The organism is Dellaglioa carnosa (assembly GCF_026948345.1).
GTDB classification, from domain to species: Bacteria; Bacillota; Bacilli; order Lactobacillales; family Lactobacillaceae; genus Dellaglioa; species Dellaglioa algida.
Map to the genome: position 1 here is coordinate 81847 of NZ_JANXLI010000003.1, position 24541 is coordinate 106387.

The following is a 24541-nucleotide window of genomic DNA, read 5'->3' on the forward strand; positions in this document are numbered from 1 at the left end:
GGTTCAAGTTTGTCAAATCAAGAGACAACATTAGAAGAAGCAACTCATAGAATTAATCAATTGAGAACTGATTTAATCGAATGGACGCGTCAATATTATGTCCTTGATCAGCCAACGGTTGAAGATCATGTCTATGATGAAAGTTACCGGCAGCTAACGGAACTTGAGCAAGCCTTTCCGAGTTTAGTGACACCCGACTCACCGACGCAACGAGTTGGTGGACAAGTACTTCCTGGATTTGAAAAAGTAACACATGAGATTCCGATGCTGTCATTGGGGGACGTTTTTTCCATTGAAGAGCTTTCTGAATTTGACCAACGATTACAAAAATCGGTTGAGTCTGAAGTTAGCTATAACGCTGAACTTAAAATCGATGGATTAGCAATTTCATTAACGTATGAAAATGGTGTATTTATTAAAGGATCAACTCGTGGGGATGGGACAATTGGAGAAGATATAACTGAGAATCTTAAAACAGTTAAATCTATTCCGTTAACATTGACAGAACCTATTTCACTTGAGGTTCGTGGTGAGTGTTATATGCCAACAAAAGCATTTATTGCATTAAATAAACGACGTGAAGAAGCTGGGGAAGCAACCTTTGCTAATCCACGGAATGCAGCGGCAGGCAGCTTGCGTCAATTAAATACGTCCGAAACAGCACAACGCCAATTAAGTACTTTTATTTATTATTTGGTTAATCCAGAACAATTAAACGTAAAAACGCAAAGTGAAGCTTTAGAACGGTTAACCAAACTTGGTTTTAGAACAAATAACGAGTCGCGCGTGACTAACAATATGACGGAGATATCGGCATATATTGCTGAATACCAAGCGAAACGCCATGATTTATCTTACGATATTGATGGTATTGTACTGAAGGCTAACTTGTTTGCGATTCATGATGAAGTTGGGAATACGGTTAAAGTACCAAAGTGGGCAATTGCTTACAAATTTCCTCCCGATGAGCAGGAAACAATTGTTTTAGACATTGAATGGACGGTTGGTCGAACGGGTGTTGTGACGCCAACGGCAATTATGAATCCAGTAAAATTGGCTGGAACAACGGTTTCTAGGGCATCTCTGCATAATGGTGATTTACTTAAACAAAAAGATATTCGGATTAACGATACTGTCATGTTACACAAGGCCGGAGATATCATTCCAGAAATATCTGAAGTTGTTTTGAGCGAACGTCCAGCCGATAGCGTTGATTACGAATTACCAACACATTGTCCCGTTTGTGATGCATTATTAGTTCATTTGGATGAAGAAGTTGCATTGCGCTGTATTAATCCAAAGTGTCCTGCCTTAATCAAAGAAAGTTTAGCTCATTTTGCTTCTCGAAATGCAATGAACATTGATGGACTCGGACCTAAGATTGTTGAACAATTATTTGAAGCTAAGTTAATTACGGATGTTGCGGGTTTGTACCAACTAACTGCGGATCAGTTATTAACATTAGATAATTTTAAAGAAAAATCTGTTAATAAATTATTGCAGGCCATAGATAACAGTCGACAAAATTCCATGGAACGTTTGTTGTTTGGACTGGGTATCCGACATGTTGGTGCTAAGGCGGCACGTTTAGTTTCAGCCGAATTTAAAACAGTTCATCAGTTAATGACCGTGACAGCTGAAGAAATTTTAACAATTGATTCGATTGGACAAGTCATTGCTGACAGCCTTGTGACGTATTTTGCAAATGAACAGGTTCATGAATTGATAGCCGAATTAGATAGTGCGCAAGTTAATTTAACCTTTTTAGGCCGAACAGCTGAAGAAATTGCAGAAGTGGCTGAGGGAAGCCCTGTGATGGGTAAAAAAGTTGTCCTAACGGGAACCCTTGACCAATTGAAACGCAATGATGCTAAGAAATGGCTTGAAGCACACGGCGCTTCCGTCGTAGGTAGTGTTTCAAAAAATACGGATTTATTAGTTGCCGGACATGATGCCGGAAGTAAATTAACGAAGGCCGAGCAACTAGAGATTGAAATCTGGGATGAACAAAAGTTCATTTCGATTATGGAAGGAGCATAACATGAAAAAAATTAAACTTGGACTTATGCTGAGTTTCTCACTGATCATTTTAGCAGCGTGTGGCAACGTTGCATCATCATCAGGTGCATCAGGTATTTCTAAAAATAACTCGAGTTCAGGGTACCAGACAACTGGACAAACAAGTGATAGTAATTATGAAGGTGTTATTAAAAGCGGTAAATACTTGACGAGTAAGTCAAGAGGCGTGGCATTAACACAAAATGAGAATGTTTTGAATTTGAAAAGTTTTGAATCTGGTTTATTAGATTTATCAAAAGGTCAATTTGCAACTAACGATTATATATTTCAAGAAGGTCAATACCTATCAAAAGCAACCGTTCAAAGCTGGCTATCACGCGAATCTGGTTCAAATAGTGAGGGGTTAAATCCTAAAGATAATGGCAAAACGGGTGAAACAGAACGTAATCCAATGTACGTTCAACAACTTGAAGAACAAGACTTTATGACAAAAAAAGATAACAAAATGACTCTTGCAGGTATATCTTTAGGTATTGGGATGAATTCGGTCGATTATTACCAAAAAGAAGAATATGGTGCGCAATACAAGACTGAAATATCTGATGCCACAATGAAAGAAAAAGGTAAGGAGGCGGCAAACAAAGTAGTTGCTCGTCTTCGTAAGACAAAAGGAATTAGCGATAACATTCCCATCATGGTTGCAATGTATAAGCAAGCTTCAAATGATAGTTTAGTTGGTGGTAGTTTCTACGCGTACGCCGTGAATAAAAATGGTAAAACAACCATAGATAGTTGGAAAGACGTTTCAATCACAAGTTACACATTCCCAACAACGTCATCGGCAACAACACCCAACACAAATGATGAAACGACATTTACGAATTTCAAGACAGAAGTTCAGAGTTTCTTTCCCAATTTAGCGGGTGTGACGGCACAAGTTCAATACAAAAATAAAGCAATCACGGGGATGCACATTAATATTACCTCGCAATTTTACAGTGAAACTGAGATTGTTAGTTTTACGCAGTACTTAGCAACAACCGCTGCAAAATATCTAGCTTCTGGGATTCCAATTGACATTACCGTTAAGGGTAGTGATGGAACAATCCAAAGTTTCCTTGCCAAATCGGCTAAGGATAGTTCATACTATACGCATGTATTTACCAGTTATTAAAAATAAAACCAATTTGAATTTTGAAGGGATGGCTTTGAATGTCAATTAGCAAAGAAGAAGTAAAGCATGTCTCAGAGTTAGCTAAATTAGAACTCAGCGACACAGAATTAGACGTATTTACTAGTCAATTAGATGATATTATTGGAATGGCTGAACAACTTTCGGAAGTGGACACAACAGATGTTCCTGTTACAACGCATATTACGGATGTTATGAATGTCATGCGTGAAGATGTTGCAGAAAAAGGAACAGATCGTGATCTACTCTTTAAAAATGCGCCAGACAGTGAAAATGGGTTGATTAAAGTGCCCGCTATTATTGATGAAAGTGAGGAAGCTTAAACATGGATTATTTCAAACAAGACTTATCGAGTTTACATGACTCATTAGTAAATAAAGAAATGAGTTCTGAAGAGCTGACAAAGGCGACCTTTGCCGAAATTAAAGCACGCGATTCAAAAATTTCTGCTTTCCTTGCAATGAATAAAGAAATGGCAATTAATCAAGCTAAAGCAGTTGATGCCGCTGGTATCGATGCAAATAACGTTTTAGCCGGAATTCCCATTGCTGTTAAAGATAATATTGTGACTAAAGATTTAACAACAACTGCTGCAAGTAAAATGTTGGAAAATTTCAACCCAATTTATGATGCAACTGTTATTGAAAAAATGCGTCAAGCTCAAATGGTTACGATTGGTAAAACGAACATGGACGAATTTGCCATGGGTGGTTCTACTGAAACATCAGCTTTCAAGACAACAAAAAATCCTTGGAATACAACTAAAGTTCCCGGCGGCTCATCAGGTGGCTCCGCTGCCGCCGTTGCCGCAGGAGAAGTTGTTGCCGCATTAGGTTCAGACACTGGTGGTTCAATTCGTCAACCCGCTTCATTTAACGGCGTTGTCGGTACAAAACCAACTTACGGTCGTGTATCTCGTTATGGGTTAATCGCATTTGCTTCAAGCTTAGACCAAATTGGCCCATTCACACGTGGTGTTAAAGATAATGCTGCCGTTTTAAATGCAATTAGTGGTAACGACAGTCATGACTCAACTAGTTCAGCACAAGCCGTTCCTGATTTTACTGCCGGTTTGACTGGTGATATTAAAGGGATGAAGATTGCTTTACCTAAAGAATATCTGGGTGAAGGTGTTGATGCAGACGTTAAAGAAGCGATTCAAAAAGCCGTTAAGACGTTTGAAGAACTCGGAGCAACAGTTGATGAAGTGAGCTTACCAAATAGTAAATATGGTGTACCCGTTTACTATATTTTAGCTTCTTCTGAAGCATCATCTAACTTACAACGTTTTGATGGAATTCGTTATGGTTTCCGTGCACAAGATGTTAAGAGTTTGGAAGATGTTTACGTTCGTTCTCGCTCTGAAGGATTTGGTGATGAAGTTAAGCGTCGAATTATGTTAGGAACGTTCTCATTATCTGCTGGAACTTATGATGCATTCTTTAAGAAAGCAGCCCAAGTTCGAACATTAATCTGTAATGATTTCCGTAATGTATTCAACGATTATGATTTAATTATCGGCCCAACAGCGCCAAATACGGCCTTTAATATTGGTGACAAAATTGAAGACCCTATTACGATGTACATGAATGATATCTTAACAATCCCGGTTAACTTAGCTGGGTTACCAGGTATGTCAGTTCCTGCTGGATTCTCAAAAGGGCTTCCAGTTGGGTTACAATTAATTGCGAAATCATTCGATGAAGCAACAATGTATCGTGCCGGATATGCGTTTGAACAAGCAACTGATTTCCACAAAGAAGTTCCTACGTTAGGAGGCCAAAACTAATGAATTTTGAAACAACAATTGGACTTGAAGTTCATATTGAAATGAAAACTAAATCCAAAGCGTTCTCGCCTTCAAAGGTTGATTTTGGGGCAGAACCTAATACGAATACAAATGTTATTGACTGGGGTTATCCCGGTGTTTTGCCAACAGCAAATAAAGGCGCGATTGAATATGGCATGCGTGCCGCTTTAGCGTTAAATTGTGAAATCACAAAAGATAATCATTTTGATCGTAAGAATTATTTTTACCCTGATAATCCAAAAGCTTACCAAATTACACAATCTGAAGAACCAATCGGTCGTAATGGTTTCTTAGAAATCGAAGTTGACGGCAAAACGAAAAAAATTGGGATTGAAGAAATGCATGTTGAAGAAGATGCGGGTAAAAATACGCATAATCCTAACGGCTATTCTTATGTCGATTTAAACCGTCAAGGGACACCTTTAATTGAAATTGTGTCGCGTCCTGATATTAAAACACCTGAAGAAGCTTACACGTATCTTGAAAAGTTACGCCAAGTTATTCAATTTACTGGTGTTTCAGATGTGAAGATGGAAGAAGGGTCAATGCGAATTGATGTTAATATCTCAATCAATCCAATTGGACAACCAGGTTATGGTACAAAAATTGAAATGAAGAATTTAAACTCATTTGAAAATGTCCGTAAAGGACTTGAATTTGAAGAAAAACGTCAAATGAATGTTTTAATGTCTGGTGGTATTGTACAACAAGAAACACGCCGCTTTGATGCACCAACTGGCACAACTATTTTAATGCGTGTTAAAGAAGGAGCTAGCGATTATCGTTACTTCCCAGAACCAGATATTCCACCAATTCATATTAGTGATGACTGGATTCAAGAAGTTAAAGACTCAATTCCGGAAATGCCTGACAAACGTCGTGCGCGTTATGCAAGTGAATTAGGGTTACCTGAATATGATGCTGAAGTCCTAACGCAAACAAAAGAAATGTCAGATTTTTTTGAAGAGACAATTCAATTAAAGGCAGATCCTAAGTTAGCCGCTAACTGGTTAATGGGCGAAGTAAATGCCTTTATGAATACGAATAAATTAAACTTACAAGATACTAAATTAACACCAGCAAATCTTGCCGGCATGATTAATTTAATTACTGATGAAACAATATCAAGTAAGATTGCTAAAAAAGTTTTCCAAGAAATTATTAAAAATGGGAGCGAACCTAAAGCGTGGGTTGAGTCTAAGGGTCTTGTTCAACTTTCTGATCCTGCTAAGTTACAACCTATTATCGATGGTATTTTGGATAATAATGAACAATCAATCGAAGATTTCAAAAACGGTAAAGATCGCGCTGTTGGATTCTTAATTGGACAAATCATGAAACAAACACAAGGACAAGCAAATCCTAATGTGGTTAATCAATTATTGATGGCCTCGTTGAAGCTAAGATAATCTTATTAAAATAAGATTCATGTGGAGGAACGGAATGAGAAAAAGAGCCAGAATTATTTATAATCCAACATCTGGTCGCGAGGCATTAAAAAGTGATCTTGTGAGTATTCTAGATATTATTGAAAATGCGGGATACGAAACGAGTGCTTATGCCACAACGGCTAAAAAACATTCAGCACGTGATGAAGCAACACGAGCTGCCCAATTAGGGTTTGATTTAGTCATCGCTGCCGGTGGTGATGGAACCATTAACGAAGTTGCTAATGGAATTGCGGGGCTTAAACACCGACCAAAACTAGGTGTTATACCTGCCGGAACAACTAATGATTATGCTAGGGCCTTAAAAATACCTAGGGATGATCCAGTTGCTGCAGCAAAAGTTATTGCTAAAGGAAACACGGTTAAAATGGATGTTGGACAAGCCGGGGAAAAATATTTTATTAATATTGCCGGTGGTGGACTCTTAACGGAATTAACTTATGATGTTCCTTCACAGTTTAAATCGCTTTTTGGTTACCTTGCCTACTTGGCCAAGGGTGCTGAAATGTTGCCAAGAATGAAGCCAATTGAAATGAACCTTGAATATGATGGGGGATCGTTTAAAGGAAAAGCGTCAATGTTTTTATTAGCATTAACGAACTCCGTAGGTGGCTTCGAACAAATCGTACCAGACGCTTCGCTTGATGACGGTAAGTTTACCTTGCTTGTCGTTAAAGCAAGTAACATCGCCGAAATGTTGCATTTGATGGCACTTGTATTAAATGGTGGTAAGCATATTAATGATAAACGTGTAATCTACATTAAAACGTCTAAATTAGTTGCTAAGCCAGTTAATAACAATAAAATGATGATTAACATTGACGGTGAGTACGGCGGGGATGCACCAATGACGTTCAAAAATTTGAAGCAACATATTGAGATTTTTGCGAACACGGATGCATTACCTGAAACGTCAATTACATCAGGACGCACAGCTGCTGAAATTGCTGCTGAAGAACAATTCGTAAAAGGCGTTGAAAAAATGAATGGTGAAGATATTGACGGCAATGGTATAATCGGTAAGTAAGAGATAAATAGGAAATCAAGTAGGATTGGGGCGCTCGGTAAAGGCCTCAATCCTGTTTTATTCCTAGAGTTGGTACCTATTGACTTTTAGGGGTTAAACATGGTTGAATAAAGTAAATACGCAGGAACATCGAAAGGACAACAATGAAAAAACTACCTCCAGTAATAAAGAACCAAGAATTTGACACAGAAATTATCGATTTAACTTATCAAGGCATGGGTGTTGCCAAAGTAGACGGCTACCCATTGTTTATTGAAAATGCGTTACCAGGCGAAAAAGTTAGTATTCGTGTTATGAAAGTCAGCAAGAACTTTGGTTTCGCCAAAGTATTAGCTTTCCGTAATGAAAGTCCAGATCGTGTTGAAACAAAGGGCTCAGCATACACACAAACTGGGATTGCGCCATTACAACATTTGGCCTACCCAGCACAATTGAAATTCAAACAAGCACAAGTACAAGAATTATTAAAAAAGGCGCATTTGGATATTGAAGTATCTGACGCTATTGGTATGGAAGATCCTTTCCACTACCGTAATAAAGCCCAAGTACCTGTACGCGAAATTGCTGGTGAATTAAAGACTGGATTCTTTAAGAAAAATAGTCATGATTTTATCGCAATTGAAGATTTCTTAATTCAAGATGAAGAAATCGATAAAGCCATTGTTGCCGTACGTGATGTCTTGCAACGTTTCCATGTGGAAGCTTATGATGAACGTGCACATAAGGGGATTATCCGTCATATTATGGTTCGTCGTGGCCATTACTCAAAACAAATGATGGTTGTTTTGGTGACACGTTCTAAGAAATTACCAATGTTTACAGAAATTACGGCTGCAATTCGTGAAGCATTGCCAGACGTTACGACAATTGTTCAAAATACAAACTCTGAAAAAACAAATGTAATCTTAGGTCGCGAAAACAAAGTTCTCTTTGGCCCCGGTTACATTGAAGATCAATTGAACGGTTTAACATTTAGAATTTCTCCACATTCTTTCTACCAAATTAATCCCGTTCAAACGGAAAAATTATATGCTGCAGCCTTTGAACGTGCCGGTTTAACAGGTAACGAAACAGTAATTGATGCTTATAGTGGTATCGGTACAATTTCATTATCAATGGCAAAACATGCACGTCAAATTTACGGTGTAGAATTGGTTTCAGAAGCCGTTAAAGATGCAAAAGAAAATGCTAAAATTAATGACATTGATAATGTTCGTTTCGAAACAGGGATGGCAGAAAACTGGATGGAAAACTGGAGTCATGCTAACTTAAGACCCGACGTCTTAGTTGTCGATCCTCCTCGTAAGGGATTAGAACCAGCATTTATCGAAAGCACACTTAAAATGCAACCCAAGAAGGTTGTCTACATTAGTTGTAACCCATCAACGTTAGTTCGTGATATTGAAGGATTTATGGCAGATGGTTATAAAGTAACAAAACCAATCTTACCAGTTGATCAATTCCCACAAACGACGCATATTGAAACAGTTACAATTCTAGAAAAATAAACAAAAAGAAGACACCCCAAAGGCTATTGCCCTTGGGGTGTCTTCTTTTATACATGCTCAACAATAATTAATTGAGTAAATGTTATAATTATTCAAATTTTTTTGATGTGAAAATTCCTGATCTAAAGTACAATGTTAAAGCAATTACTATCATAAAAGCTGCAAAAATAGGTCCTATGTCAAATAGTGTTGATGGAGCAAAAAAATGATAAAGCTAAAGCTGAAGAATCTTACGATTCTTTGGTTTTTTTATGCCGTTATAAAGATTCTATTTCTGAATGAATTGAAAGTTCTGTAACCGAAGGATACACGCTTAATAACCTTGATTTTATTATTTATGCCTTTTAGTGTCGCATTAGAATATGGCTGAGAGATTACATTTATTATATGTTCTTTATGTTTGATTGAACTGATGTTTTAAAGAGTTCATTCGGTGTTCCTTTTTCTTCTGGTCCTTTAATAAATTGAAGAAATTATTCTGTCTTTTTGTATTTAATGATATGAATAATAGCTTGATAAATATGATAAGCATCAGAAAGTTCAGGTGAATAGGCTAACAATCGGTCCATTAAGTCTTGTTCAGTAAAAAGACCTTTAAATAAAGAAAAATGTTGGTAATTCTTATAATCGACTTTATCGGAATACTTGTTAAATTTTTTCCAATAACGCTTTAATACTAGCGTATCTTTTTTACGAGATAACTGTTTAGAGACGTTCACGCGTGTACTAGATAAGGATCTTTGAAAGATTTGGACAATATGAAATCAATCTAAAATGATGGCGGTATTTGGATAGACGGTTTTAATAACGGTCTCGTAAGAGGCGTTCATATCAATTACAATATACTTTATTCCTAACTTCTTTAGGATAGTGGAGAAAATGCGATTTTAAAGTTGTTTGTCTACAATCTGGTAAGATATCGAGAATTTTCCCACTTGTTTCATCTGAATATATGAAACTTAAACCACCTAAAACGTTACTAGTGAGACGGACTTCATCAAAGCAGAGTGCTTCAGGTAAATGCATCCAATCTGTCTGATGTTGATTTTCAAGGGCATTTAAAACACGAAGTGTTGTTGAAATCGAAATACCAATCCGGGTTGAAATAGTTTTTATGGATGAAATATCCGATAAGTAAAGAAGCGCTTAATGGCGATAGAAAGATGACAACCAGGTTTCCTGACATACTTTACAAAAGAAACGTTGTTTCTTTAAGTTAAGATCGGTATATATGTGAGAACGGCATCAACTTTTTTGATTTTTCTTTGATGGTAAGTCACTGTCGTGACGGCATTCTTACAAAATAAAATATTTTTGTCTTGGATATCAAGTAAATCTCGTATACCATTATTAATGGACATGAAGTTCACACTCCTAAAATTGTAGTTTAGTCGCTTTTAATTTTATCATGTGAGAACTTTATGTTCTTTTTTTGCGAAAAAATAGTGCTGATGATTTCTCATCAACTCTCAAAAGTATAGAACCTTTTTTGTATTTTTGTGTCAATAATAGCTTTAATTTTATCACTCAATAACAAATATTGTAGATCCAATGATAATTACTTTGAGTTGTCTTTTTTTGGTAAATGATAAATGATATTTTTAATGAATTGTGTTATTACGAATAGGGTGCAAGTTTTGTACCCCATCAAAATTAATCAGGTAATATACTATAGTTACAATCAAACCTGGCCAAGGGAGATTTAAAAATGGAAAATAAACGTTTAAATTTAATTTATAAGTTAAACCATATTGTCAATGAATTAGAGATAGGAACAGTGGAGTATGAACTAGCAAAATTTTTCTTAGGAAACTTTAAAAGCGCTAACAAATGGAATATTTATGATATAGCAGAAGAAAACAATGTATCAAGAGCCTCAGTTAGAAGATTTGCTAAACAATTAGGGTATAAAAATTTTTTAGAGATGAAAAAATATGTACAAGAGTTTGATGATGGAATTGAAGAATTTCAAAAGTTTTATGGTGTTGAAAATTTTTTAGATAAACTTGTCACAAACATTGAAGTAATGATGAAAGAATTAAGTGTTCGATTAAATACTCAAGAAGTTGACTGTTTAAATAAAATGATTAATGAACATGACGAAGTAATTATTTTCACTTCTAGTAATATAGCTGGATTAGTTAAAACATTCCAACAAAGAATGATTATTTTTGGAAAAAAAGTTACGTTACTGACTGAATTAGAAAGTTTAAAAAAATTTAAAAATGTAAAGAATCCTCCGTTAATTATTGTTTTTTCTATTTCGGGGTTGCTACTTTCAACTATTTTGTTAGAACTAAGACAAATTGATGCAACGAAAGTATTATTTACGAATAATCGTAATCCAGTTTACAATCAAGATTTTGATAAATTGTATCATTTGAGTTCGCAGCATTATGAAGGAGATATGAATGATGTGCTGTATTATACGTACGGTATTAATTTTGTTTTAGATTTGTTATTTAATGGATATTTATTGAAATATAAAACAGGGGGAATTTAATTATGTATTATAAAGAAAATCCAACATTTCCAAAAGATTTTTTATGGGGAGCTTCAAGTTCTGCTTGGCAAGTAGAGGGAGCAGTTGCAGAAGATGGTCGTTCAACTGCAATTATTGACTTAAACAGTAAAAAGAAAAAACCGTATGCCGATAACTCGGTTGCCGCAGATCATTATCATTTCTATAAAGAGGATGTTAAGTTAATGAAGGAAGCAGGATTTACTTCGTATAGATTTTCAATTGCTTGGTCAAGAATTTATCCAGATAATTCTGGGGTACCTAATCAATTAGGAATTGATTTTTACAATAACTTAATTAATGAATTAGTAAATAATGGGATTTCACCAATTGTTACGCTTTACCATTACGATATGCCAGTATGGGTTGACGAAGAATTTAATGGTTGGTATGGTCGAGGAATCATTGATGCCTTTGACAAATATGCTAGAACATGTTTTGAAGAATTTGGAGATCGTGTGAAGTACTGGTTAGCAATTAATGAGCAAAATATGCAAATTGTTTATGGTAATTGGTTAGGTGTATGTAAAAATTCTGAAACGTGGTTTGAAGATAAATGGAAAGTAAATCATATTATGAATCTTTGCCATACGAAAGCAGTTATTGCCTGTCATGAATTGGTTGATGGTGGAAAAATTGGTCCTGTTCCAGGAATGGTACCTTTTTATCCTGAGTCTGCTAGTCCAGAGGATCAAATTGCAACAATGAATGCTGAAGAGTTGACTGAAAAAATTTGGAATGATTTTGATGCTAATCGTGAGTACAATGGATTTATTAAACGTTATTGGAAGGAACATAATATTGATCCAGATATCCGACCTGGAGATATGGACTTAGTTTCACAAGCAAAAATTGATTTCTTTGGTATTAACTGTTATCGAAGTAATGTAGCCAAAGCATCATCGATTGATTCAAAATTTCAAGAAATTGGGTTGAATAAATCTGGTAAAAAAGGAAATTTTGTTTATCCTAATTATCCAGGAATTTTTGAACAAACAGAAAATCCATTTGTTGATACCACTGATTGGGATTGGGAGATTGACCCTGTTGCAATGCGATACTTACTCAGATATATGGACGATCATTACCACCTCCCAATGGTCATAACAGAAAATGGATACGGCGCTCATGAAAAATTAAATGAAGATGGAAAGGTTCATGACATCGAACGAATTAAATTTCTTAAAGAAAATATTTATCAAATTGGTCTTGCAATTGAAGATGGTGCAAAAGTGTTTGGGTACAATCCTTGGTCATTTACTGATTTGTTGAGTACAGGTAATGGTATGGCGAAGCGTTACGGGCTAGTTTATATTAATACAACAGACGAGAATGTTCTGGATCTTAAACGAATACCAAAGGATTCATTTAATTGGTATAAAGAAGTAATTACTTCTAATGGTGCAAAAGTTAGTGAAGATAATATTAATTTGTAAAAGTAAAAGAGCAAACGCTCTCAAAGTTTGCTCTTAAAATAGAATTCAAATGTAATCGATTACAAATAGGGAGGTGTATTATGGGGAAATATGATGATTTAATTCCTTTTATCTTTGATAATATTGGGGGAGAAAAAAATATTATTAGTTCAAATCATTGTGCAACTAGATTACGATTAAAGTTGGGTGATGCATCAAAATTTAATGAAGATAAGTTGAAAAATAATTCATTAATCATGGGAACAGTAAAAAGAGATAATGAGGTTCAATTAATTATCGGGCCAGATGTTGATAAAGTCTATTCACTTTTTAATAAAGAATGGAATAAATCTGAATTTGATAATCAAGTTAGGCAACAAAAACGGCCTAAGAAAAATTTAAAAAGTTATGGAACTTTAATAGTAGATTTCATTAGTGGGACTTTTGTTCCGGTATTACCTATTTTAGTTGCAGCTGGACTAGTATCAGCGGTATTAAATATATTAGTTACATTCTTTGGTGTTTCAACTACGAGCGGAACTTATACAATCCTTAATACAGTGAACAATGCAGGATTTTATTTTTTACCAATTTATATAGGGTATAGTGCGGCGAAAAAAATTGGAATAAATGGTATGATGGGGATGTTTTTAGGTGCTATATTAGTCCATTCAGCTATTGATGGGGCAAAAGGCTTAAGTTTCTTTGATCTATCAATTCCTATTACGACATATAATACAACAACAATACCTGTTATTTTTGGTGTTTTATTCATGGCTTTAGTTGATAAGTGGGCTGATAAGGTTATACCCGATGCAATTAAATTCTTTTTAAAACCGTTAATTGTGATTTTAATAACAGTGCCGATAACACTTATTTTGTTAGGACCACTTGGAAATATTGTTGGTGGGTATATAGTAAGTTTATTAGGATTTATGTTTGATAAGATGGGCTGGCTTTCAGTTGGAATATTAGGTGGATTGACACCACTATTGGTTATGACGGGCACCAATCAAGCGCTGTTTCCGCTTGTATTTGCTATGATGGCTGAATCAAATTATGATCCGTTTGTACTTCCTGCGATGTTGGCAGCAAATGTGGCTGTAGGTGCAGCTGCGCTAGCTATTTCGTTACAAGAAAAAAATGTTGAAAAACGGTCCTTGGCCTTGTCAGCAGGTATTACTGGAGTGATGGGGATTACAGAACCAGCTGTTTTTGGAGTAATGATTAATTACAGTAGTGCATTTATTGGTGCCATTACTGGTGGGGTTGTTGGTGGAATATTTGCTGGGTTAGTTTCATTGAAACAATATGCTGTAGTTTCACCAGGAATTGCTGCTATTCCAACATATATACCAACAAATGGTTCTGGATTAAATAGTAATTTTTGGTTTTCTATAGCTGTTCTAGTTGTTTCCGTGTGTGCTTCATTTACTGTGACTATTGTTCTTGAAAAGAGGAAACGCAACAAATTAAAAATTCAAAAAGCAGATGCTTCATTTAAAATATTAAGTCCCGTTCAAGGTACAGTTTTACCAATTGAACAGGTAAACGATCCATTATTTTCAGAAAAAATGATGGGTGATGGATTAGCAATTATTCCTAGCGAAGGAGTAATTGTGGCTCCATTTGATGGCTATGTTATTATGACCACACCAACCAAACATGCAATTGGATTACGCGGAGATAATGATGTAGAAATTTTGATACATGTTGGAATGGATACTGTTAATTTAAATGGAGAATTTTATAATTTATTAGTTGAAGAGGAACAATATGTTTATGCAGGAGATGTATTGATAGAGTTTGATATGCAGGCGATAGCTGAAAAGGGATTCGATTTAATAACGCCGGTAATTGTTACTAATTCTGCAGAACATGATTGCTTTGCCAAAACTATTCAAAAAGAAGTTAAGAAGAATGATTATCTTTTTTCAGTGAATTAATAATAACGAATCAAAGTACCTTCTGACACACTATTGACAGCGGATACATTTAACGCTATACTGAGTTTATTCACAATGTTATTACTCTTGAAGTAAGCATGTGTGGACTTAAAATGATTATAAATGATTTAATAAGGTGTTATCAGAATTCTGAGCATGACTTGTTTGTAGGTGGTAAACTATACCTAATACAGATGAGTCTATTTTTTTGAGGTGAAAGCGATGAAGATTAAACGTGTTTTAAATAATAATACTGCGATATCCGTCAATCACAGCGGACTAGATGTATTATTGATGGGCGCTGGAATTGCTTTTGGTAAAAAGCAAGGTCAAAGTGTAGATATGGATAAAGTTGAAAAAACGTTTATTATTAAAGATAAAGACACGCTTAATAAATTTACAGATCTTGTAATAGATGTTTCTTTGCCAGAAGTCATGATGGCGGAGAAAGTCATTAATTTTGCTAAAATTAAATTGGGTAAAAAGTTTAATGAAATAATCTACGTTAATTTAACCGATCATATGCATAATTCAATTAAACAATACAAAGCTGGTATTGTTTTGAAAAACCCTTTAAAATGGGATATTGCAAGGTTTTATCCGGATGAATATGAGGTTGGTCAAAAAGCAATTAAAGTTGCTTCAGATGAGTTGAATATTAAGTTTGAAGACGATGAAGCTGCTTTTATTGCTTTGCATTTTGTGAATGCAGAGATAGATGGTGTCGAAACTAGTAATAACTTGGCTTATAATGTCACCAAGATTGTTAAAGAAATCGAAGATATTGTGAAGGACTATTTCCATACGGAGTTTGATGAATCATCATTAAACTATTATCGGTTTATTACTCACTTAAAATTCTTTGCGCAGAGACTGTTAGCAGGGAAGCATTACGACGATGACGAAGATCAGATACTACTTGATACAATAAAGAAACGGTATCAAAAAGCTTATGATTGTGCACTTAAAATTCAAAATTTTGTGAGTGAACATTATCAGTATGAAATAAGTGGAACAGAATTATTGTATTTAACGGTTCATATTAACAGATTAATAAAAAATTTATAGGGATGTTATTTTAATTAAGCATGACCTAAAAGACAAGTAATAGTGTCTTTTTAGGTCATGCTTTTTTTATATCAAAGGAGAGCATAAAATGAAAAATAAAGACTCAGCAAAAAAAATATATGATGAAGTTGGACAAGAACAAAATATTCATTCACTGATTCATTGTATGACAAGATTACGTTTCGAATTAAAAGATGGAAGTATTGTTGACGATGAAAAAATTAAAGAAATACCTGGTGTTATGGGTGTTAATCATCAAAGTGGTCAATATCAAGTGATTATTGGAAACGATGTTGGTGATTATTATGATGAAATTACAAAGTTGGGCGATATTGTTGGAGAGTCATCTGATGAATCATCAACTGAAACAAAGAAAGAGAAAAGAAATTTATTTAATCGTTTTGCGAGCTTCATCTCAGCCTGTATGTCACCGTTAATTCCTGCATTAATTGGTGGTGGGATGGTTAAAGTCATTTTGATTTTATTGCCATTGCTCGGTTGGATGAGTGAAAAAAGTCAATCGTATGCAATTTTAACAACATTTGGTGATGCACCATTTTACTTCTTACCGATTATGTTGGCCGTTACTGCAGCTAAATATTTCAAAGTGACACCAATGTTAGCCGTCACGATTGCCGGGGTTATGATTCATCCCTCATTTGTTGCGATGGTCGCTGCTGGTAAAGGTGTGCACTTCATGGGATTACCAGTTACATTGGCCACTTATTCATCATCAGTTATTCCAATTTTGATGGTGGTTTGGGCTATGAAGTATATTGAAATGGGTGTAGATAAAATTTGTCCCGCTTCAATGAAAAGCATTTTAAAACCACTTTTAGTTTTATTTATCACAGCAACTTTGGCCCTTGTTGTTATTGGGCCTATCGGAACTTATGCAGGTCAATATTTATCAGATATTATTTTATTCATTCAAGCTAAAGCTGGCTGGTTGGCGATGATTGTCATGTCAGCATTTATGCCTTTAATTGTGATGACAGGAATGCATTGGGCTTTTGCGCCACTATTCCTTAATGCATCAGTTGCTTCGCCGGATTCACTTATTTTACCTGCAATGTTAGCTGCAAATATTGCTCAAGGAGCTGCTTGTTTAGCCGTTGCCATTAAAGCAAAAAATAAAAATACAAAACAAATCGCAAGTGCCGCAAGTATCTCGGCTTTATTAGCGGGTGTTACTGAACCTGCCTTGTATGGGATTACACTTAAATATAAGAAACCTTTATATGCATCGATGATTGCGGGTGGTATTACAGGATTATTTACAGGAATTATGCACTTGAAATCATTTACGTTTGCCGTTCCATCAATTATTTCAATGCCTCAATTTATGAGTAAAACAGATGGTCAAAATATTTATACAGCTGTGATTGTATTGGTTGCTTCATTTATAATTAGTTTCGTTTTGACATACCTGTTTGGAATTGATGAAGGTGATGCTAAAGTTGCAACGGTTACGACGAATTCGACTGCTAACACGGAAGAAATTAATGCATTAATTTCTGGTTCAAAGGGAACAAAGAAAGTATTCAGTCCAGTTGCTGGAGAAGTAATCACTTTAGAAAGTGTCAATGATCCAACATTTGCTGAAAAAATGTTAGGAGACGGGGTCGCAATTATTCCAAACGATGGTAAAATTTTTGCACCTTTCTCTGGAGAAGTTGTAACGGTCTTTCCAACTAAACATGCTATTGGATTGAAAAGTGATACAGGAATTGAATTATTAATTCATTTTGGCTTGGATACAGTTAATTTGAAAGGCAAACCATTTACCCAACATATTGAAGCAGGGCAACACGTCAAGCAAGGCGAGTTACTCATGGAAGCTGATATTAAACAAATTCAAGATGCGGGCTATGATATTACAACACCAGTCGTGGTGACAAATACGGCAGAATTTGTTGAGATTGTCCCAACAGAAGAGGTAGTCGTCGCAAAAGATGATACTATTTTATATGTAATCTAAGAGGAGGAATTCAAATGACGAAATTTCCAAAAGGATTTTTATGGGGCGGCGCAACAGCCGCTAATCAACTTGAAGGGGCCTACAACGAAGGTGGGAAAGGACTATCAGTTCCGGATGCCTTACCAGGTGGGACAGAGAGATTTGATATTACCAATCAGCCTGATTTTAATTGGGAAATTGATACTAAAAAATATACTTATCCCAATCACGATGGCATTGATTATTACCATCGCTTCCGTGAAGATATTGCCCTTTTTGCTGAAATGGGATTTAAAGCGTATCGTTTTTCAATTGCATGGTCACGAATTTTTCCACAAGGTGACGAATTAACACCAAATGAAGAAGGATTAGCCTTTTACGATAAAGTCATTGATGAATGTTTAAAATATAATATCGAGCCTGTTATTACGATTTCGCATTATGAATTACCACTTAACTTAGTGACGACTTATGGTGGTTGGAAAAATAAAAAATTAATTGAATTTTATGCAAGATTTTCTGAAACAGTTTTAAATCGGTACCACGCTAAAGTTAAATATTGGATGACTTTTAATGAAATTAATAGTGCTTTACATTTTCCAGTGATGAGCCAAGGGTTAGTTGCAAGTAACGGTGCAAACGACATGCAAAATGTTTACCAAGCATGGCATAACCAGTTTGTAGCAGGGGCAATGGCCGTCAAAATTGGACACGAATTAGATCCTGATTTACAAATTGGCTGTATGATTTTATATGCAACCACATATAGTTATAATTCGGATCCTATTAATCAAATGGCAACGCTTGAACAAAATCAAGAATTTAACCATTTTTGTGGTGATGTTCAAGTACGTGGCGAATATCCAACATATACAAATCGTTTGATGCAAAAATATGGGTTCAAGTTTAGTGATTTGGAGACAACGCCAGAGGAATTGGCGTTACTAAAAGCCAATCCTGTTGATTATATTGGATTTAGTTATTATATGTCAGCAACGGTTGATGAAACGCATGTGGCCCAAGACAGTGCTCAAGGAAATCTCATTGGTGGCGTTAAGAATCCGTACTTGAAAGCCAGTGATTGGGGTTGGCAAATCGATCCTACTGGTTTAAGAATTGCGTTAAATGAGCTTTATCAACGTTACCAGAAGCCATTATTTATTGTTGAAAATGGTTTCGGTGCAAAAGATGAAGCAGACGAAGATAAGTTTGTTAATGATGATTATCGCATTGATTACCTTCGTTCGCACATTGAAGCAATGGCTGATGCAATCAATGATGGCGTGAATTTAATGGGTTATACGCCATGGGGATGCATTGATTTAGTTAGTGCGTCTACTGGTCAAATGTCCAAACGTTATGGCTTTATTTATGTGGATTTGAACGATGAGGGTCAAGGAACTCTTAATAGATTTAAAAAGAAATCATTTAGTTGGTACAAAGAAGTAATAAAAACAAATGGTAGAAAGTTATAAATCTATCATAACGTATCTAAATTTATGATAGTATTTCAATATTAAGTTAGGAATTATGAAAATCTGTAATATTCTTTTATTTGAAATTAGAGAAAGTCAAAGTAATCCTTTGGCTTTCTTTTTTTGTAAACAAACAAATTGTGTTCGCCATAAAAAAGAGTATTCTAGAGATATCTCAAAACAAATAGGAGGGTTCATCATGACAAAAGAAACTGAAAAAGAGTTACGCGAACGCTTATCGAAACAAGAATTTGAAGTAACGCAACATGCTGCGACAGAAGCGCCATTCACAGGTAAGTACGATGACTTTTACAAAAAAGGCATCTATGTTGATATTGTTAGTGGTGAAGCACTCTTTAGTTCAGCAGAAAAATATGATGCTGGGTGTGGCTGGCCATCATTTTCTAAGCCCATTCCGGGTTCTAAGATTGCCGAATTAGCAGATAATAGTCTTCCAGGTCATCAACGAGTGGAAGTGAGAAGTGGCGAAGCCAACTCGCATTTAGGTCATGTTTTCCCTGATGGACCTCAAGATCAAGGTGGATTACGTTATTGTATCAATTCAGCTTCATTAAAATTCATTGCTGAAAAAGAAATGGCAGCAGCTGGTTATAAAGATTACTTAAACGTTTTATAAAAATAAAAGCATTCAACTTTCAAGGCCATTTTGGGCGTTAAAAGTTGAATGCTTTTTTAATTATGATTGTATTTTACGATGGATAAAGTAGACAGGAATACCAATCCCGGTCATTAATAGACCAATTAAAGCCAGGCCTGTTTGTGTTAGTAAAGTTGCGGTAAGAATGAAGAGGCCCCCAATAATCGCAATTATGGGGATTACCGGGTACAACGGCACTTTATAAGGTCTTTTTAGAGCGGGTTCTCGTTTTCTTAAAATGAAAACGGCGATAAAAACGAGCACGTTAAAAATCCAGATAACAAAAATTAACATATCCGTTAACACATCAAAACTACCTAAAAACATCATGATAATGGCAATACCAATTTGTAAGAAGCCAGCAATATAAGGAACTTTTGTGTGAGGAGAGAGACGTTTTAACCAGTTACTAAAGGGAAGTTGGTTTTCTAATGCCATCGCGTAGGGAACGCGCATGCCGGTCAAAGTATAGCCATTAATTGCGCCATAAACTGAGATTAAAATACCGATGGTAACAAATTTACCACCAAATCGGCCAAATAATTGCAGCGAAGCGTCTGAAGCGGCATTTAAATTGCCGGCCAGTTCCGAAATGGGTAATGCTTTAAGAAAAACAAAGTTAATTAACGTATAGATAATCGTAATTAAGAATAAGCCAAAAATGATAGCTTTTGGTAAATCGCGTTCAGGATGATGCATTTCGCCAGCAATATTTCCGACCCCAATCCAACCATCGTAAGCGAACATAGTCGCAAGTAAACCGCCACTCAAAGCGGTGAAGAAGGAGTTATGTGCGCCAGATGTTAAAGGAATTAAGCTAAATGAAACATGCGCGGGCGTAAAAAGTCCCCAGACGACAATCACGATAATAGGTAATAATTTTAAAATTAATGAAATTGACTGAAATGCGCCACCAACTTTTGCGCCTAAAAAATTAATTAAGGTAATACTGATGCCACTAATTAAAGCAATTGGAATAGTTAGATTAGCATTAAGGTGAAATAGGTTAATGAATTGTGTTCCGAAAATAATCGAAAGTGCCGCAATATTTGCGGGGTAGTAGATAATGATTTGGGCCCAACCGAGTAGGAAGGCCGGAAAGCGGCCATAAGTATATTCGATATACTTAATTGCGCCACCTGTTTCTGGAATTGCGGCCGCAAGTTCTGCGGCAGTCAGTCCGGCACAAATGGTTAAAAAGCCACCAAGTAACCAAACAAATAGGGTTAGGTTAGCGGATTGGGTTTGTTGTGTGACACTCGAGACTTTGAAAAAGACGCCTCCGCCAATTACTGTCCCCATGACAGTTGATAGCGCGGCAAAAAAACCAATATCTCGTTTTAAGTGATCGTTGTTCATGGTGAAAAATCCTCGTTTCTATTTGGAATGCGTATTTAACTATTTTAGACTATTTAATCGCGTAATGAAACAAAAAAATTGAAGGTGAAAATCAACAAAATTCTGTTAATCTTCATCTTCAATTTTAGGTTCCGAAGGTTCTTTAATCGGAGCTAACTTAATGGGATAGGTGCGATTATCTGCTTCATCAAATAAACTGATGGGACCTTGATCATTCGCGTCGATTCTTAGGTGAAATCCATACTCGTCTAAGAAACTAAGTTCACGTTCATCTAAACGTTCAACTTCACCGTTAAGTGCGCGCTCGTCAATTCGAATCGTGAGGTCTGATGAAATATCTAGATTATGGTGTCGGTGGCTAAGTTCATCGTAAAACAACCAATGACCGGCATAAAAAATAGGTAAAGAAACCTTAGTTTTTGGTGCGGTTATTGATTTGATGTCTTTCGTTAATCCAATAAAAAATGATGCACCCAATAGTGCAAAACTACGCTTCTTCACGCCTACCCCTCCTATTAGAACTGCTTTATTTAAATATAACACTTTTATCTAACAAGCGGAATATATTGTCTCAAATATATCTAAATGTAATCTATCGTCATAAAATTGACACAAAGAGATTATTATGAAAACGATTTAACTATTGTTATAATGGAATCAATAATAAAATGGAGGTAACAAATATGATTAAGTTAGGTATTATTGGTACGAATTGGATTACTGGTCAATTTATTGAAGCAGCTCATGAATCAAAAGAATTCCAATTAACGAGTGTTTATTCAAGATCTGAAGCAAAAGCTAAAGATTTTGGTGAACAATATGGAGCAACAAACTTCTATGATAATGTGACAGATTTTTTTGCTTCTGATTCATTTGAAGCCATCTACATTGCATCCCCAAACAGCTTACATTTTGAACAAATTAAGTTAGCAATTGAAGCGGGTAAAAAAGTCATTGCTGAGAAGCCGATGGTATCGAATCCAACAGAAATGGCTGAAATTCAAGAGATTCTAAAAAAACATCCTGAAAGCCAACTTTTTGAAGCAGCGCGTCAAATACATCAGGAAAATTTCAAAATTATTGAACAAAAAGTAACGGAGATAGAAACAATTCAAGGCGCAACCTTAACTTATATGAAATATTCATCACGTTATGATGCCATTTTAGCCGGTGAAGAACCTAATATTTTCTCGCCAAAATTCTCCGGTGGTGCTTTACAAGATCTTGGCGTCTATGTTGTCTATGATGCCATTGCTTGGTTTGGTGCACCACTCAAAGTGCAATATTACCCAACGATGTTACCAACAGGCGTTGACGGTAAAGGTGTCGCAATTCTAACTTACAAAGATTTCAACGTCACATTGAATGTTGGTAAGACAGCTAATTCATATTTAACGAGTGAAATTTATGGCTTGAAAGATACTATTGTGATGGATAATGCCGCTGAATTGAATGAGGTTATTTATCGAGATGGTTCTGATAAAGAAGACATGTTAAGCCAATTTCCAGCAAAAAATCCGATGTTAGCTGAAGCAAATGCGTTTGCTAGGGTAATAAATAATCCTAAGGATGCTACAAATATTGCGGACTACAAGAAGTGGCAAGCACTTAGTATAACGGTTAACCAAGTCTTGTTTGATTTAAGACAAAGTGCCGGAATTGAATTTCCAGCTGATCATAGATAGAAATTACTGAGATAAGTTTCCATGAATCAATGGAAGCTTATTTTTTATATGCTATACTTAATTATTAAAACTAATCCTAGAAGTTAAAAGAAAGAGACTAAAATGAATCCAAAATTTGATGCATATTTTAAAGAACAAGGTTTTGAAACGCGGTCACCTATTCAAGAAGCCGTTTATGAACCCCTAAAAACTGGTGAAAATGTCCTTGGTTTAGCACCAACTGGATCAGGTAAGACCTTAGCATTTAGCTTGCCATTACTTGAAAGATTAACACCAAAGGATGGCATCCAATTACTTGTTATCGCACCTTCACAAGAATTGGCTATGCAATTAGCAGGTGTAATCCGTCCATGGGCTAAAGAACTTGATTTAAAAGTTCAAGCAATTATTGGTGGCGCAAATATGAAACGCCAAATTGAAAATTTAAAGAAAAAACCTGAAATTATTGTTGGAACTCCAGGTCGTTTATTAAATTTAGCCGAAGATAAAAAAATTAAGTTGCACAAAGTTATGTCAGTCGTGATTGATGAAGCTGATGATTTATTAACGGACGAAACATTAACGACTTGTCGTGAGTTAATTAGCCAAGCTCCCGCGGGTATTCAATTGAGTTTCTTCTCCGCAACTGAAACAGCGATTTTAGATGATTTAAAGAAATGGTTTGGTGCAGATGTGACGACTTACGATGTTCGTGATGTTGATCAAACACAGGGAATCGTTCACCATTACGCCATTGAAACACCAACTCGTAAACGTCAGTCAACGTTACGTCGTCTGGCAAATGTAGAGGATTTCTATGCCTTAGTTTTCTTCAACCAATTATCATCCCTACAAGATATGGCTCAGAAATTAAAATACGATCATGTGCCGGTTGCTGTTTTAGACAGTGAACAACGCCAAGTTAACCGGGCAAATGCCTTATCGCAATTGCATAAACATGAAATCAAGCTATTGTTAACAACGGATGTTGCTGCTCGAGGCCTAGATATCCCGATGTTACCAGCAGTTGTTAATTATGATATGCCAAAAGATATTACGTCGTATATTCACCGTGTCGGCCGAACGGGACGGATGGGTGCCGAAGGAATGGTTATTAATCTTGGAAACGAACATGATTTACGAACGTTAAAACAAGATTTAAAAAATACGCCATTTGAAATTGAAAAAGGCTACTTATACGAGGGCGCTATTGTCACGAAACGTCCAGAACGTGCGGTTGAACCTAAAGTTAAAAAGCCTAAACCAGTTGAAGTAAAAGCTAAAACTGCTGTGGGCCAAAAAGAATCTGATGAACCAGTTAAGAAACCGCATCGTAAAATTCGTTTGAGAAATCAAAAGAATAAAGGAAAAAGACGTAAACCTAAAGCAGAACATTTCGATTAATGAGAGTAATCATCCAAAGTTATTTGGGTGATTTTTTTATTGCCCTCATCTGTAAGCGATTGCAAGA

Annotated in this window: 20 protein-coding genes and 1 pseudogene; 16 read left to right on the plus strand and 5 right to left on the minus strand. The window is 35.8% G+C overall.

Features of this window, described 5'->3' with window-relative positions; all coding sequences use genetic code 11:
- The first annotated feature begins 9 nt into the window (after window positions 1–9).
- From ligA to rlmD, 7 genes are all read left to right on the plus strand, one after another.
- Window positions 10–2040 carry an NAD-dependent DNA ligase LigA gene (ligA, locus tag N0K80_RS05110; RefSeq protein ID WP_269023995.1) on the plus strand — a complete coding sequence of 677 codons (2031 nt, stop codon included), beginning with the start codon at window positions 10–12 and terminating at the stop codon, window positions 2038–2040.
- Between the two features lies 1 nt (window position 2041).
- Complete coding sequence (locus tag N0K80_RS05115; protein WP_269007471.1) at window positions 2042–3193, plus strand: CamS family sex pheromone protein; 1152 nt, start codon at window positions 2042–2044, stop codon at window positions 3191–3193.
- Between the two features lie 38 nt (window positions 3194–3231).
- A complete protein-coding gene (gene gatC / locus N0K80_RS05120) occupies window positions 3232–3534 on the plus strand; it encodes an Asp-tRNA(Asn)/Glu-tRNA(Gln) amidotransferase subunit GatC (RefSeq protein WP_146342518.1) in 303 nt (100 codons plus the stop codon).
- Between the two features lie 2 nt (window positions 3535–3536).
- The gene (gene gatA, locus N0K80_RS05125) at window positions 3537–5000 is read left to right on the plus strand and encodes an Asp-tRNA(Asn)/Glu-tRNA(Gln) amidotransferase subunit GatA (RefSeq protein ID WP_269023996.1); all 1464 of its coding nucleotides are present in this window, start codon (window positions 3537–3539) and stop codon (window positions 4998–5000) included.
- The gene (gene gatB, locus N0K80_RS05130) at window positions 5000–6430 is read left to right on the plus strand and encodes an Asp-tRNA(Asn)/Glu-tRNA(Gln) amidotransferase subunit GatB (protein ID WP_269023997.1); all 1431 of its coding nucleotides are present in this window, start codon (window positions 5000–5002) and stop codon (window positions 6428–6430) included. The genes gatA and gatB overlap by 1 nt, the downstream gene beginning before the upstream one ends.
- Before the next feature lie 34 nt (window positions 6431–6464).
- Window positions 6465–7496 (plus strand): diacylglycerol kinase, encoded by a 1032-nt coding sequence (locus N0K80_RS05135; protein WP_269007473.1) that lies wholly within the window; start codon window positions 6465–6467, stop codon window positions 7494–7496.
- A 143-nt stretch (window positions 7497–7639) separates the two neighbouring features.
- Window positions 7640–9004: a 23S rRNA (uracil(1939)-C(5))-methyltransferase RlmD gene (gene rlmD, locus N0K80_RS05140; RefSeq protein WP_057974424.1), complete on the plus strand. Its 1365-nt coding sequence runs from the start codon at window positions 7640–7642 to the stop codon at window positions 9002–9004.
- A gap of 249 nt (window positions 9005–9253) precedes the next feature.
- On the opposite strand, the gene N0K80_RS05145 is transcribed toward rlmD, so the two are convergent.
- The 3 genes and pseudogenes from N0K80_RS05145 to N0K80_RS05155 all read right to left on the minus strand — a co-directional run bounded on the left by N0K80_RS05145 (window position 9254) and on the right by N0K80_RS05155 (window position 10365).
- Window positions 9254–9418 (minus strand): transposase, encoded by a 165-nt coding sequence (locus N0K80_RS05145; RefSeq protein WP_269024053.1) that lies wholly within the window; start codon window positions 9416–9418, stop codon window positions 9254–9256.
- Between the two features lie 59 nt (window positions 9419–9477).
- A pseudogene (locus N0K80_RS05150) lies at window positions 9478–9885 on the minus strand (transposase).
- Window positions 9886–10215: 330 nt separating this feature from the next.
- On the minus strand, window positions 10216–10365 hold the full coding sequence (locus tag N0K80_RS05155; protein ID WP_269023998.1) for a hypothetical protein: 150 nt from the start codon (window positions 10363–10365) through the stop codon (window positions 10216–10218).
- Between the two features lie 347 nt (window positions 10366–10712).
- Here N0K80_RS05155 and N0K80_RS05160 point away from each other — a divergent pair, with 347 nt between their 5' ends.
- From N0K80_RS05160 to msrB, 7 genes are all read left to right on the plus strand, one after another.
- Entirely contained in the window at window positions 10713–11507 is a 795-nt protein-coding gene (locus tag N0K80_RS05160; RefSeq protein ID WP_269023999.1) for a MurR/RpiR family transcriptional regulator, read from the plus strand.
- 2 nt (window positions 11508–11509) lie between these two features.
- Entirely contained in the window at window positions 11510–12961 is a 1452-nt protein-coding gene (locus N0K80_RS05165; protein WP_269024000.1) for a glycoside hydrolase family 1 protein, read from the plus strand.
- A gap of 80 nt (window positions 12962–13041) precedes the next feature.
- Complete coding sequence (locus N0K80_RS05170) at window positions 13042–14886, plus strand: glucose PTS transporter subunit IIA (protein ID WP_269024001.1); 1845 nt, start codon at window positions 13042–13044, stop codon at window positions 14884–14886.
- Window positions 14887–15108: 222 nt separating this feature from the next.
- The gene (gene licT, locus N0K80_RS05175) at window positions 15109–15954 is read left to right on the plus strand and encodes a BglG family transcription antiterminator LicT (protein WP_269024002.1); all 846 of its coding nucleotides are present in this window, start codon (window positions 15109–15111) and stop codon (window positions 15952–15954) included.
- Between the two features lie 88 nt (window positions 15955–16042).
- Window positions 16043–17935, plus strand: a complete 1893-nt coding sequence (locus tag N0K80_RS05180; RefSeq protein WP_269024003.1) for a beta-glucoside-specific PTS transporter subunit IIABC — start codon at window positions 16043–16045, stop codon at window positions 17933–17935.
- A gap of 14 nt (window positions 17936–17949) precedes the next feature.
- Window positions 17950–19389, plus strand: a complete 1440-nt coding sequence (locus tag N0K80_RS05185; protein ID WP_269024004.1) for a glycoside hydrolase family 1 protein — start codon at window positions 17950–17952, stop codon at window positions 19387–19389.
- Window positions 19390–19588: 199 nt separating this feature from the next.
- On the plus strand, window positions 19589–20026 hold the full coding sequence (gene msrB / locus N0K80_RS05190; RefSeq protein ID WP_057974422.1) for a peptide-methionine (R)-S-oxide reductase MsrB: 438 nt from the start codon (window positions 19589–19591) through the stop codon (window positions 20024–20026).
- Between the two features lie 60 nt (window positions 20027–20086).
- On the opposite strand, the gene N0K80_RS05195 is transcribed toward msrB, so the two are convergent.
- Both N0K80_RS05195 and N0K80_RS05200 read right to left on the minus strand, forming a co-directional pair.
- Window positions 20087–21406 carry an APC family permease gene (locus N0K80_RS05195; RefSeq protein WP_269024005.1) on the minus strand — a complete coding sequence of 440 codons (1320 nt, stop codon included), beginning with the start codon at window positions 21404–21406 and terminating at the stop codon, window positions 20087–20089.
- Between the two features lie 105 nt (window positions 21407–21511).
- Window positions 21512–21907 (minus strand): DUF4828 domain-containing protein, encoded by a 396-nt coding sequence (locus N0K80_RS05200; protein ID WP_225429376.1) that lies wholly within the window; start codon window positions 21905–21907, stop codon window positions 21512–21514.
- A gap of 182 nt (window positions 21908–22089) precedes the next feature.
- Here N0K80_RS05200 and N0K80_RS05205 point away from each other — a divergent pair, with 182 nt between their 5' ends.
- Both N0K80_RS05205 and N0K80_RS05210 read left to right on the plus strand, forming a co-directional pair.
- Window positions 22090–23091, plus strand: coding sequence for a Gfo/Idh/MocA family protein (locus tag N0K80_RS05205; protein ID WP_269024006.1), 1002 nt, complete (start codon window positions 22090–22092; stop codon window positions 23089–23091).
- A 102-nt stretch (window positions 23092–23193) separates the two neighbouring features.
- On the plus strand, window positions 23194–24474 hold the full coding sequence (locus N0K80_RS05210; RefSeq protein WP_146342509.1) for a DEAD/DEAH box helicase: 1281 nt from the start codon (window positions 23194–23196) through the stop codon (window positions 24472–24474).
- Window positions 24475–24541 lie beyond the last annotated feature (67 nt).

Bases quoted from the DNA above. Each gene is read 5' to 3' on its own strand.
- gatA (WP_269023996.1), top strand. From the start codon at position 3,537: ATGGATTATTTCAAACAAGACTTATCGAGTTTACATGACTCATTAGTA.
- rlmD (WP_057974424.1), top strand. From the start codon at position 7,640: ATGAAAAAACTACCTCCAGTAATAAAGAACCAAGAATTTGACACAGAA.
- N0K80_RS05135 (WP_269007473.1), top strand. From the start codon at position 6,465: ATGAGAAAAAGAGCCAGAATTATTTATAATCCAACATCTGGTCGCGAG.
- msrB (WP_057974422.1), top strand. From the start codon at position 19,589: ATGACAAAAGAAACTGAAAAAGAGTTACGCGAACGCTTATCGAAACAA.
- N0K80_RS05210 (WP_146342509.1), top strand. From the start codon at position 23,194: ATGAATCCAAAATTTGATGCATATTTTAAAGAACAAGGTTTTGAAACG.
- N0K80_RS05155 (WP_269023998.1), bottom strand. From the start codon at position 10,365: ATGTCCATTAATAATGGTATACGAGATTTACTTGATATCCAAGACAAA.
- N0K80_RS05180 (WP_269024003.1), top strand. From the start codon at position 16,043: ATGAAAAATAAAGACTCAGCAAAAAAAATATATGATGAAGTTGGACAA.
- N0K80_RS05195 (WP_269024005.1), bottom strand. From the start codon at position 21,406: ATGAACAACGATCACTTAAAACGAGATATTGGTTTTTTTGCCGCGCTA.
- N0K80_RS05165 (WP_269024000.1), top strand. From the start codon at position 11,510: ATGTATTATAAAGAAAATCCAACATTTCCAAAAGATTTTTTATGGGGA.
- licT (WP_269024002.1), top strand. From the start codon at position 15,109: ATGAAGATTAAACGTGTTTTAAATAATAATACTGCGATATCCGTCAAT.
- N0K80_RS05205 (WP_269024006.1), top strand. From the start codon at position 22,090: ATGATTAAGTTAGGTATTATTGGTACGAATTGGATTACTGGTCAATTT.
- N0K80_RS05160 (WP_269023999.1), top strand. From the start codon at position 10,713: ATGGAAAATAAACGTTTAAATTTAATTTATAAGTTAAACCATATTGTC.
- gatB (WP_269023997.1), top strand. From the start codon at position 5,000: ATGAATTTTGAAACAACAATTGGACTTGAAGTTCATATTGAAATGAAA.
- N0K80_RS05185 (WP_269024004.1), top strand. From the start codon at position 17,950: ATGACGAAATTTCCAAAAGGATTTTTATGGGGCGGCGCAACAGCCGCT.
- gatC (WP_146342518.1), top strand. From the start codon at position 3,232: ATGTCAATTAGCAAAGAAGAAGTAAAGCATGTCTCAGAGTTAGCTAAA.
- N0K80_RS05115 (WP_269007471.1), top strand. From the start codon at position 2,042: ATGAAAAAAATTAAACTTGGACTTATGCTGAGTTTCTCACTGATCATT.
- N0K80_RS05170 (WP_269024001.1), top strand. From the start codon at position 13,042: ATGGGGAAATATGATGATTTAATTCCTTTTATCTTTGATAATATTGGG.